General features: G+C 56.0%; 6 protein-coding genes and 1 pseudogene. 4 read left to right on the plus strand and 3 right to left on the minus strand.

What is annotated here, in order from left to right:
• Positions 1-1,011: 1,011 nt before the first annotated feature.
• The 3 genes from RBB80_RS20830 (at position 1,012) to RBB80_RS20840 (ending at position 8,291) form a co-directional block, all read left to right on the plus strand.
• The gene (locus RBB80_RS20830) at positions 1,012-2,301 is read left to right on the plus strand and encodes a hypothetical protein (RefSeq protein ID WP_433964309.1); all 1,290 of its coding nucleotides are present in this window, start codon (positions 1,012-1,014) and stop codon (positions 2,299-2,301) included.
• The gene (locus RBB80_RS20835; protein WP_433964310.1) at positions 2,283-6,455 is read left to right on the plus strand and encodes a discoidin domain-containing protein; all 4,173 of its coding nucleotides are present in this window, start codon (positions 2,283-2,285) and stop codon (positions 6,453-6,455) included. The genes RBB80_RS20830 and RBB80_RS20835 overlap by 19 nt, the downstream gene beginning before the upstream one ends.
• A gap of 162 nt (positions 6,456-6,617) precedes the next feature.
• Entirely contained in the window at positions 6,618-8,291 is a 1,674-nt protein-coding gene (locus RBB80_RS20840) for a WD40 repeat domain-containing protein (RefSeq protein WP_433964311.1), read from the plus strand.
• Positions 8,292-9,072: 781 nt separating this feature from the next.
• On the opposite strand, the pseudogene RBB80_RS20845 reads toward RBB80_RS20840, so the two are convergent.
• The 3 genes and pseudogenes from RBB80_RS20845 to RBB80_RS20855 all read right to left on the minus strand — a co-directional run.
• Positions 9,073-10,356, minus strand: a pseudogene (locus tag RBB80_RS20845) (ISNCY family transposase); the annotation flags it as partial.
• Positions 10,357-10,528: 172 nt separating this feature from the next.
• Entirely contained in the window at positions 10,529-11,392 is an 864-nt protein-coding gene (locus tag RBB80_RS20850; protein ID WP_433964312.1) for an SMC-Scp complex subunit ScpB, read from the minus strand.
• A gap of 303 nt (positions 11,393-11,695) precedes the next feature.
• A complete protein-coding gene (locus RBB80_RS20855) occupies positions 11,696-11,860 on the minus strand; it encodes a hypothetical protein (protein WP_433970079.1) in 165 nt (54 codons plus the stop codon).
• Between the two features lie 191 nt (positions 11,861-12,051).
• Here RBB80_RS20855 and RBB80_RS20860 point away from each other — a divergent pair, with 191 nt between their 5' ends.
• Positions 12,052-12,318 (plus strand): hypothetical protein, encoded by a 267-nt coding sequence (locus tag RBB80_RS20860; protein ID WP_433964313.1) that lies wholly within the window; start codon positions 12,052-12,054, stop codon positions 12,316-12,318.
• The last annotated feature ends 293 nt before the right edge of the window (positions 12,319-12,611 follow it).

The raw sequence follows: 12,611 nt of genomic DNA on the forward strand, positions 1-12,611 counted from the left end.
AACGGCTCCTAACCGCAAATCTCTGCCATCAGCTCAACGTCATGCATGAAATAAACATGTAATAGATCAAGGGTGCCAAGTGACGTATTGTTCATCCATCTGGAGAGGCAGACTGCCTCCGTCAGCTTGCACACTAAAATGAAGGCTAGAGGAATCCTATGAAACAGTGGCAATCACCTAACTATGAAGAAATCTCGCTGAATTGCGAGATCAACTCCTACGCTCCCGCGGAAATCTAACCGTCAATGTGGTTACATGTGCTGGGGCCGCCGCAAGCGGTGGCCTTCCGCAAATGGAATTGTGCCTGCACTGACTGTGTGGGCTCGCGTTCCTGCTCTCCTCTCGTAACTCCACGATCGCAATCGCAACTGGCGGTCTCCGGCGATGGCTGTTCCTGGTACGTGGCGAACGCCTCACCCGATCTGCGGGACCAGCTGCTCCGCAATCCGAAGCTGCACCCGCATTCAGGACAGGCCTTCGGAATACGCGCAACTGCGGTGTAGTGCTCACTAGTGCCGATCTCGACCATACCTTGGGATTTGCTCTTGATGGGCCCACTCCTGCATCGATCTACTCGACTGCCGGGTCCGTGTCGTACCTCGACGAATCCGTTCTTTTCGGTGGTTTGTCAGGAAGTCTGACCATGGTTACTTTCCGGCGCTCGCCGCTCTCTCCAGTGAGACACTGTCGCTCTTTGAGACCTGCCAGGTTGTGCTGGCGGACTGCTCTCCATGCTTGCATTCTTCGATATCAATACTCGATGCATCCACGCGATATTTGTTCCATCTCTGTCGCGTGGTGAGGGACTACATGACGTGGTGAAGGACTACATGAACATGTAATTGTGTCGTGAGTAGGTCCTCGCTACTCTCAGCTCAGGAAACCCACGCAGAGATATCAACGGGAGAGTCCCCCATTTCTTTGGGGTCTGGAGACATCTGCGTGCGAAATAGATCGGTAATTCAACTAGCCTGCATTCTTTATTCTTCTGTTCTCTCGGCTGGCATTGCTATGGGCCAGGTCAATATCACCACCTGGCAAGGCGACCTGCAGCACACGGGAGCAAACCTTAACGAGACGGCGCTTACCCCGGCCAATGTTGGCTCGATCGGGAATTTTGGTCCGTTATTCACCCAACCGCTCGATGGGCAAAGCTATGGTCAACCTTTATATGTAACCTCGGGAACGCTGGGAAGGTTTGCCGATGGTAGCAGTCATAATGTCGTCTATGTTGCGACGGAGCACGACAGCGTCTTCGCATTTGATGCGGACAGCAATGCCAGCCCGCTGTGGCATGTCTCTTTGCTGCCTTCGGGAACAACACCAGTGCCGCAGGGCGAGGTAGGTTCGGGCGATATTGAGGTAGAGTTAGGCATCACCACGACGCCAGTCATTGACACGGCAGGCCAGACCCTCTACGTTGTCTCGAAGGTGAAGAAGACCGCAGACGGAACGTATCAGCAATACCTGCACGCCCTTGATCTGAAGACAGGTGCAGAGAAGTTGAATGGTCCGGTGCTGATTAATCCCACGTTTGCTGGAAGTGCCCCGGACGAGGAGAATCCCAATGGTCATCCTGCTGGTTCGAACTGCGTCCCCGCAAATGGGGTGATACCGTTTTGCCCCCTGCATGAGCATTTGCGCGCGGCTATGATTCTCTTCAACGGCGTCGTTTACCTCTCTTATGGCTCACATGGCGATACTACTCCCTATCACGGAGAGATCCTGGGGTACGACGCCAATACCCTTCAACTGGTCAAAACCTTTATCAGTAGCCCCAATGGAGCGTCGGGACAAATCCCTTTCGGTGGCTTCTGGGGGAGCGGGGCGGGGCCTGCCATTGACAGCCAGGGGAATATGTTCGTTGCTGTGGCAAATGGTGCTTTTGATCAAGCCGCTTCGCAATTTACAACTGGCACGGACTGGGGCGAATCGATCCTTAAACTGCCCACAACAGGGTCGTTCAACGTTTCGTTTTCGAATCCTCTTAATTGGTTTACTCCTGACAACTGGTCCGATCTAAATGGTAACGATCTCGATTTAGGTTCTTCCGGACTGCTTCTGCTGCCCGACCAGGCAACTGGTCCTCACTCGCACATTGCGGTCGGTGGCGGTAAGGGCGGTGTCCTCTATGTGGTGGACCGTGACAATCTTGGCGGTCTCCACACGCCTGACAATTCCATCCAGGAGATCGCGGAAGGCAGGAGACTCTTTGTCACGCCTGCTTATTTCAACGGCTATATCTATTACACCGCGGAAGGGGTCCTCTGGAGCAACGCGCCGTGGGATTTGACCCGCTGACCAATGGTTACATCTCCGACCCACCGATCAAGTCGGATAGTACGTATGCAGGGCATGGTTCCGGAGCCTTTATCTCCTCGAATGGCGGTACGAATGGTGTTGTCTGGGTTGTTAATGGCAATAACCTTGATGCATATGATGCGCGCAATGTTTCCGGTCAGCCGATCTATCGGCAAAACTCGTCTGTAAACAACGTAGGGTGCAGCGCTCGGAAGTTTAGCTTGCCGATGGTCAGTGGTGGGAAGGTTTACTACACTTGCGCTGATCCGGCTAGCAACACATTTTATCTTTTCGTCTCAGGTCTGCTACCGGCCCCGGTTGGATCGCCTGCGCCAGCCACCGGTGCGGTTGCTTCGGCGACCTCCGCCACGAATGCGCTAATAACCTGGACGGACAATTCAGATAATGAAGCTGGTTTCGCGATTAAGCGGGCCCCTTCCGCCGCAGGTCCGTTCAATCAGGTTGGAAGTGTAACTTCCAATATCACCACGTTCACAGATTCCGGCTTGTCCTCTGGTACGCAGTATTTCTACCAGGTGGTGGCTTTCAATTCAGTCGGGTCCTCGAGTGCCAGCAATGTGGCAACCACAACCACGTTCCCGGTATATGCGCAGAACGGCTTGGTCGCCTACTGGAACTTCGACGATGGCGCCCCCAATCCAGCCGATGTCACGGGTCATGGACACGGGGCGACGGTAAACGGCGAAGCAACTGTGGCGCAGGGTTTTATCAACCTTGGGTATAACTTCCACGGCACCGGCGAAATAGCTTCGCGGCTGGAGGTGTCCAATGCTCCGGATCTGCAGTTTACCGCCAACCAGAGCTTCTCTCTCACCGCTTGGGTCGAGCCTCTTGCCCTCAGTGGAAAAGAGCAAACAATTATTGCCAAGTCAGCCGACCAAGGTAATCTCTACGGCATCTGGATCAATGCAGCTGGTGCGTGGGTGGGTCGTGGTCCGCAGGGCGATATCGTAGGTACAGCCGCAGCCCAGGGCGTATGGACCCATGTCGCGCTGGTACAGAATGGTTCAGCGGGAACGCGCAGCCTCTATGTGAATGGGGTTCTGGCCGCTAGCGGGACAGCCCAGGCCGCCGACGGCGCGGGTGATCTCTGGATGACTCAGCAGAATGTTGCTGGCGTTGTGGAAGGTCTCCCCGGTACGATCGATGAAGTCCGCGTCTATAACGTCGCTCTCGCGCCAGGGCAGGTTATGGATACGATTGCTCCTCCGGTCGTGAACGCCGTCTCAAACCTGCAACAGGGAAGTGCGGGGACCTTCGGCGTCACCTTGTTCCCTTCGGCTACGAGTGTCATCGAGCCGCGGGAGGGAGCTACGCAGGGCCATTACACCATCGTGGTCACCTTCGCGGCTCCGGTCTCCGGCGTCAGTGCCTCGCTCGGCTTACAGGGCGGCGGCAATGCGGTGGGCAGCGTCACCTCGGTCACGCCAGACAGTACCGGCAGAACTCTTACCGTAGCTTTGTCCGGAGTTACCAATGACCAGGCGCTTAATCTCCACCTTGCGGGAATCATACCGGGCAATGGCTCTGCTGATATTCCTGTCAATATCTTGTGGGGTGACGCCAATGGCGATCATGTTGTCGATAACCATGACCTCACTCTTGTCCAGAACAGCTTCACCGCGACCGTGAATCAGGCGAGCGCGTTGTATGACATCAACAGCGATGGCGTGGTGAACAGTGTAGATGTCTCGCTGATCAATGCTGCGCTTGGCACCAGTCTAGGAACGCAGACGGATAGCAACCTCGCACTCTTCCAAACGGCGACGGCCTCGTCCGCCAACGGAGGCAATACGGCAGCCCTCGCGTTTGACAACAATTCCACCACGCGGTGGGAGAGCCAGCAAAGCGATCCGCAGTGGCTTGCAGTCGATCTCGGTTCGGTGGCCAACATTCACAAGATTGTGCTGAATTGGGAGAATGCGGCTGGTCAAAACTATCAATTGCAGGTAAGCAACGACAACACCAACTGGACCACGGTCAAGAACGTTGTCAATAACCCCGGCGGCGGCATCCTGACTTACAGCGGATTGAACGCCACGGGCCGGTACGTTCGTATGTACGGAACCACCCGCACCACCGCTTACGGCTATTCGTTGTTTGAGTTCCAGGTCTGGGGTGTACCGGGCAGCGGCGGCGGAGCTAACCTGCCCGCGATCACCAGCCCGACGAGTGCAAGCGGAACGGTGGAAGGTGCCTTCAGCTACCAGATCACCGCCAGCCAGAACCCGACGAGCTTCGGCGCGACGGGGCTTCCGGCAGGGTTGAGCATCGACACCACGACTGGTGCCATCACCGGCACGCCGACCACGGCGGGTACCAGCAGCGTAACCATCAGTGCGTCCAACGCCAGCGGATCAGGGTCAGCTACGTTGGCACTTACCATCAGCGCCAATGGGCAGGCGCCCGCGATTACCAGCCCAACGAGTGCAAGCGGTACGGTTGGAGTTGCCTTTAGCTACACGATCACCGCCAGCCAGAACCCGACGAGCTTCGGCGCGACAGGGCTTCCCGCAGGGTTGAGCATCGACACCACGTCTGGTGCCATCACCGGCACGCCGACAACGGTGGGTACCAGCAGCGTAACCATCAGTGCGTCCAACGCCAGCGGATCCGGGTCAGCTACGTTGGCGCTTACCATCAACCCCAATGGGCAGACGGACACCAACCTGGCACTCAATCAACCGGCGACAGCTTCGTCGGTCAACGGAGGCAATACGGCAGCCCTCGCGTTTGACAACGATTCCACCACCCGGTGGGAGAGTCAGCAGGGTGTCGATCCGCAGTGGCTTGCAGTCGATCTCGGTTCGGTGGTCAATATTCACAAGATTGTTCTGAACTGGGAGAATGCGGCTGGTCAAAACTATCAATTGCAGGTCAGCAACGACAACACCAACTGGACCACGGTCCAGAATGTAGTCAATAACCCCGGCGGCGGTATCAAAACTTACAACGGATTGAACGCCACGGGCCGATACGTTCGTATGTACGGAACTACCCGCACCACAGCTTACGGTTATTCGCTGTTTGACTTCCAGGTCTGGGGTACACCTCAGGCGGACACCAATCTGGCGCTCAATCAAACGGCGACGGCCTCGTCGGTCAACGGAGGCAATACGGCAGCGCTCGCGTTTGACAACGATTCCACGACCCGGTGGGAGAGTCAGCAGGGTGTCGATCCGCAGTGGCTTGCAGTCGATCTCGGTTCGGTGGCCAACATTCACAAGATTGTTCTGAACTGGGAGAATGCGGCTGGTCAAAACTATCAATTGCAGGTCAGCAGCGACAACACCAACTGGACCACGGTCCAGAATGTTGTCAATAACCCCGGCGGCGGTGTCAAAACTTACGACGGATTGACCGCCACGGGCCGGTACGTTCGTATGTACGGAACCACCCGCACCACAGCTTACGGTTATTCGCTGTTTGACTTTCAGGTCTGGGGTTCACCTGTGAGCGGCGGCGCATCTAACCTGCCCGCGATCACCAGCCCGACGAGTGCAAGCGGAACGGTGGGAGCTGCCTTCAGCTACCAGATCACCGCCAGCCAGAACCCGACGAGCTTCGGTGCGACGGGGCTTCCGGCAGGGCTGAGCATCGACACCGCGGCTGGTGCCATCACCGGCACGCCGACCACGGCGGGTACCAGCAGCGTAACCATCAGTGCGTCCAACGCCAGCGGATCAGGATCAGCTACGTTGGCGCTTACCATCAACGCCAATGGGCAGGCGGACAGCAACCTGGCACTCAACCAAACGGCGACGGCCTCGTCGGTCAACGGAGGCAATACGGCAGCGCTCGCGTTTGACAGCGATCCCACGACTCGGTGGGAGAGTCAGCAGGGTGTCGATCCGCAGTGGCTTGAAGTCGATCTCGGTTCGGTGGCCAACATTCACAAGATTGTTCTGAACTGGGAGAATGCGGCCGGTCAAAACTACCAGTTGCAGGTCAGCAGCGACAACACCAACTGGACCACGGTCCAGGATGTTGTCAATAACCCCGGCGGCGGTATCAAAACTTACAGCGGCTTGACCGCCACGGGCCGGTACGTTCGTATGTACGGAACTACCCGCACCACAGCTTATGGTTATTCGTTGTTTGACTTCCAGGTCTGGGGTACGCCTGTGAACTGACAATGCTCACTTTAGGTCATTGTCTGGCTTGATCTCAACATGTCAGAGAATAGCCTGTATCCGGCGTCCGGGAAGTCGAGGAAGCTTTCCGGTCGCTGGACTATTTGCAACTTCGGACAGAAGCTGCAAAGCTGCGAGGTCAAACGCAGAAGGAAGACGATTGTGAAGAAGCAGATATTGTGGGTACTCACTTACATTGGTGCGATGGCGACTGTGAATGTATCGCATGCTGAGGAGTTAAAGCCCGCTAGCTATCAGGCAACAGCGAATGATGATAGTCAAAGCGTCCGGAGCAGGAGCTACAGCCAGGCATATGTCGATTTTCTGTTGGCCTCCAAAACTGCGGAAGAGGGAAGCAAGCCTGAAGCCCTTGGGCTTCTTGCGGAGAGCCTGCGCCTGCAACCGCAGGGAAATCCTGCTGCAGGCCTTGTATTCGAACTGCTCACGGAGCAGCGCACCAACAGTCGATTGCTGTTACGCGGTCATTCTGACGCAGTTCTCTTTGCCGCTTACAGCCCCGATGGAACGAAGATCGTCACCGCATCCGCAGACCACACGGCACGCATATGGGACGCCCGCACAGGGAAGCAACTCGTTCTTCTAAAGCATGAGGATGATGTTTTGATGGCTGTGTTCAGCCCGGATGGCAAACGCGTCGTAACCGGATCTGAGGATCACACGGCAAGGGTTTGGGATGTACAGACAGGTCACCCCATCGGCGTGCCCATGCCTTCTATTGACGATGTCAGGTACGTGACCTTTAGTCCCGACGGAAAGATGGTTGCAACAGGCGCATCTGACGGCAGGGCCAGAGTGTGGGATGCGAATACAGGCCTGCCAATCTCTCCGCCTGTCCGCTACCACGATAGTGTTTTCTCCGTCCAATTCAGCCCTGACGGCTCTCGCCTTATTGCAGGTACGGCTGATGGCATAGCCGACATACTGGACCCCAAAACAGGCTCTCGCCTGATGAATCCTTTAAGGCACCAGAACAATGTTTTTACTGCGGTCTTTAGCCCTGACGGCAACACGATCCTGACAGCTTCTGCAGATTACACCGCGAGGCTATGGAATGCGCAGACGGGCCAGCCGTTGGGGCCTGTATTGCAGCATGGGTACTGGGTACTGTCCGCTGCCTTCAACCGCGATGCATCCCGTGTTGTGACTGCTTCCTGGGACCACACGGCACGAGTTTGGGATGCGAAGACGGGGTCTGCGATCACTCCGCCGCTTCAGCATGCCGATGCGGTGGTCGGTGCAGCATTCAATCCAGACGGGAATCTGGTGGCGACTGCCTCGCATGACCATACCGCTCGCATCTGGGATGCAAATACCGGGCAGCCTCTGAGTCTGCCACTGAAAGCCAAAGACAATATGACAACTGTTGTTTTCAGTCCGGGCGGGTCGTCGCTACTGGTTGCGTCGAAAGATGGTTCTGTTCAAATCTTCGATGTGCCTCCGCATCAGGCTCCGCCAGCGTGGGTTGCTGATCTGGCAGAATTTGCCTCCACACAGGTCCGCTATGATCGTTCACGTCTTCCCGATCTTGGCAGGATTAAGCAACTGCGAGAGCAGCTATTGCAGTCGAAATCCGACAGCCCATGGGATGCATTCGGGCGCTGGTATTTCACCGAGAGCGATGTGCGTCCTATTTCGCCGTGGAGCACGGTAAGTCTGCAGCAATACGTGGATGCTTTGATCGCGCAAGGCGATAGGGATTCGCTCGATTACGCAAGCCTGCTCGCCCAGGACCATCCTGCTTGGATGACGAAAATCGTGCCGCTCCGCGGTAAACTCCTCGACACAAATCCAGAAAAGGCGGGACAATCCAAGTAGGAAATGAAGGACGATCCAGTAACCTGTCTCTAGCGAGCGCACCCTATCGGCCACATGGAGCCGATGCCGCTCCGAGGGGACAACAAACTGGATTGCCCGATGTTTTGTGCCAGTGAGAAGCCAGTGTAACGAAGTTAGGTCATTGAGAGCGCGTCGTGTTGCATAGGCTGAACTCAGCGGCGACGCTGATTCAGAGAACCGCTACGGAGGCGCCTCGAGGACATATGTATTTCCATCGGACTAGACGTACCAAGAGGCGATCAGCTACTGCGTGACGGGCGTGAGTGGCCGGATACAACAGGAAGGCAAGGTGTCATCCTCAATCGGTACTGATTCCAGCGTGCAGGGAAGTATGGTCGCGGATGGGTACCGAGAGAATCTAAAGATGCTTTTAGAGCTGAGGCCTCTGCAGACCAGCCGCTTTGAGCTGTAGGCGATGGTTTACTTCTCAGAATGACAATCTTTTACTTGAACGGACGGCGGCTGGTTGAGGCGGCCGCGGTTGCTGTCTTCTGTTCCACCCGTTTAGAAATGTCAGGGAAGACTGCTCTTTAGAAATGTCATTCTAAACATTTCCACCGCCCCGATTTCCCGCGCGATAACTTCGCCGTTCGTCATGTGTGTCCGAAAGCCCGTACGCATTCGTGACAGATGAAGCTTCACTCCTTATCTCTTGCCAGCGATACGCCGGTGCCGGAATCAGGATCGCCAATGAACCAGTTGCCTCAGCCAACGCAGCCGCTTTGGCCGGAACCTTCGGAACATAATCCGGCCCGTATATCTGCCGCCCGCGTTTTTGATACTGCCCCTTCTCGCTATTGGTCTTCACCTTGGCTTCGAAGTGCGTATCTTGTTGCGCCTTGATGAGCGCCAACGTATGCCCCAGGCGCTTATTCTCGACGATCGCAGTGTGGCTGACGCGCTGATCCTTGCTGAAAATGCGGTAGGGAAGGATGTACCCATTCCACCGGACTTCAAGAGGTCTGTCCGCGAAATCGAAGACGTCGACATACTCCCCGGCGAGCCCCTTTGCGACTTCGGTCTTCTCAAGGATGACCTGCTTCCTGTCGTAGTGGAACGTGAGCTGCGCCCCGACATGTCGTTTCTCCTGATGACAGAGAATGTCTTCCAGTCGCCTTGTTGTGTCAGGGATGGGGCGATGAAGGTCGCCGGCATTTGCCGGGAGAACAGCGAAGCGTTCGTTGAAGCGTTGCATGAAGTCCTGCAGGAAGTCGTTGCCTGCTTCTATGTCGCTGATGTTGGCTAGGCGTAATTCCTTCACCAAGCGGTCCTGCAGCGTTCGATTCACGCGCTCCACGCGCCCCTTGGCCTGGCTGGAGTTCGCACAGATGATCTCGATGTTTAGCTCGGCTAAGGCACGACCGAACTGCGTCATGCCTTGGCCTCCCTTGGCCTCACGATTTTGTCGGAAGACCGTGTGCTTGTCGGAGTAGAACGCCACAGGAGCACCATGCGCTTCAAGGTATCCACGGAGCGCATAGAAGTAGGAATCGGTGCTCTCGCTCAAAACGAACTTCAACTGCATCAAGCGGCTCGTCGCATCGTCGATGAAGACCAGAAGCGTGCACGGCTCCCCTCGATGCTCAAACCAGCGGTGATTGCTGCCGTCGATCTGGACCAGCTCTCCGACGCGCTCGCGGCGAAGACGAGGCTGATGAAATCGCTTGCGTTGCTTCCGAGAAAGCCATAAGCCTTCAGCCATCATCCAGCGCCGCAGGGTCTCCGTGCCCAGACGAATGCCATGCCGCTCCGCAAGAGCCTCCGCCGCAAGCGTGGGGCCGAAGTCGCTGTAGTGGGACCTGACAAGCTCAACGGCGTACGCCCGAATACCTGAGTTGATCTTCCTGTTCGAGTCCCGGCCTCTGGCCTTGTGGGCGAGGCCGGAGCCACCCAGCTCCTGGTATCGAGCCAGCAGCCGGAATGCCTGGCGAACGCTGATGTCTAAAACCGAGGCTGCCGCAACGACTGTCCGTTGGCCCGCAAGTACTTCACTCAAAACCGCAATACGCGTTAAATCACGCTGGCTCATCCTAATCAGATCCATCCTTTGAACATGACATTTCAAAAGAGGAGGACCGTGACATTTCTATTGGGTTGCTACATCTTCTCTATACATAATATGTGTTATCGGACGTTCTGGTAGTTTTTCCGATGTTGCTTCTAGTGGCTAACGTCCATTCAGGTAATACCGTCTCCAAATTTCAGGTAATTATGCCTCATCTGTGTCCTCCAAGTCGCGAGGAGGGGTGAAACATTTCCCAAACAGCTGGAGCCGCCGACCATAACATCTCGCCGTTCTTTCCCGTCTTGTTGGAGACAACTAGTCCGCGCCTACGAAGTGTCTGAAGAGGTCCATTACTCGAAACTTTTCTTAGAGTGTTGATGTCAGCTAAGCTGACAGGCTGTCGATATACTATGATTGCAAGGACCTCGAGTGACTCCTTGGATAAGGGTCGCAACTTTGGAACGAGTTCGAATTCCTTGTTAGCCGTCGGCTCGACTGGCGGCTTAGTCTCCAGTTCGAGTACCGACTCTGTCTTGAGATGCCATATTTTGAGCGGAACCGTCGGGAATGTATCCTGAAAAACTGCCTCGTCGCGAAGCTCTGCCGAGCTGACAAGGTCGAATCGGTCCAAAAACGCCTGCGTCACGTGCCAGTGACGCGCTCCATTGATGTAGCTGTACGCGATCAGCCCGCGACGAGCCATATTTTGCACCGTGACCCAAGCGTCCGACACATGGCGAATCATCGCGATTGTCTTCGTGGTGATCGGCTGCATGAGAGTGATGACGGCCAGCGTTTCAATTGAATCAGCGGTGAGGTTCGGCGCACGCAGCGGGAACAACCGGGCGACCAGCGGTTCGTACTTGGGCTTAACATTAATGCCCACCGTGCCGCGATTTCGCTCGAGCCGAAGGCCGCGATCCGGTTTCCGCAAATCGTCCTCGAACGCGCGCAATCCGTCCTCCATCTCGTCTAAGCTGGTTCCAAGGTACTGTGCTAGGTCTGAAACTGCGACGAGCCGCCGGGTGGCACCTAAGACCGCCTCGAGTTTCGGCTTGATACTCGTTGGTTCCATTGTGTAGCCCGATAGGCTTTCGGCTCGCGTATCCGCAGGGCTCGTTCGCGTACCCGACCAGATCAGGACAGCTATTTGCAGCCTCGCGGCGAGGAACGTTTGATCGCGCTGTCATTATGCCACTATTCGTGTGCGGCCGCAGGGCTTCCTTCGACTTGGCAAGCCGTTCCCGCCCCTTTGGAGATTGACCGCCGCAACCCTGACAGCGCTCATCCAGACTGTCGTTTTGCTAAATATTTGGGCTCTGACGCACATTTGGTGAAGCGGGGAGCGCCCCTGCGTCGCGTTCGGAGCACCGGCTGATCAAGCCTGATGGAGAATACGGAGGCATAACAGATCGAAGCTGGCACGTCCGTACATCTGCCGTTTGATCAGCTTGAGCCGGTGCACATGCCCTTCGACCGGGCCGTTGCTCCAGGGCAGAGTCAGTGCCGCTTCCGTAAAGCCAAGTAAAACTATAAAGATCATCCAAAGAAACTCGATAAAACACGATTCTTCAAGAGATGCTTGATTCCAATGAGACGATTATGGCACGGGCTGTGGCCAGGAATCGCCCGTCGCTGAAACATGCATCTTCGATCACCCGAAGCTCTGCTCGCTCAGATTTATTGAGCCGCTTTCAGATGCAGCAGAACCGGTATCGAAAGTGGCAGGAGCGAATGCCGAAGCGCTCCCGCGATCAATTCGCAGGTCAACTCGCGCAGAAAGATTCGTGGATCGCAGAACTCGAGCGTCAGGTTGAGGTCCTTCGTTTCTCACACCTGGCTATGATTCGTACAGTTGGGGAGCTGGGCGGTATGGGCAAATTGCTGAAGCTGTATGAGGGATACCGGGAGCTCAGAAGTGAGTTGGATAAAATGGCCTTACTCCCTCGGGGCGAAGTGAAACCATTCGAACTTGAGCGACGCACAGGCGTAAATGAGTAGAGCCCACTGCAAACGTCAATTCCCTGCCCCAAAATCCTGGATGCCGGACCGATGCCGGCCTATAACCCTTCAAGGAGCAAGCTTATCCGTGCGGTGATTGAGCGAAGGGAAAGAAGTTTCAGTCAATGCCCTGCCGGCGTCGCTGGCGCGCCGATATGCAAGACGCTCGGGAATGGAACCGGCAAGCACCCGGTACGGACGCCGACCGAAAGCAGGATGCCGCTTACCAAGCAGCCAACGGCAAACGATTTGAAGTTGGAAAGGGTTTGCTGATTGACGGCGAATGGACCCTG

Source organism: Tunturiibacter gelidiferens (assembly GCF_051013345.1).
GTDB classification, from domain to species: domain Bacteria; phylum Acidobacteriota; class Terriglobia; order Terriglobales; family Acidobacteriaceae; genus Edaphobacter; species Edaphobacter gelidiferens_A.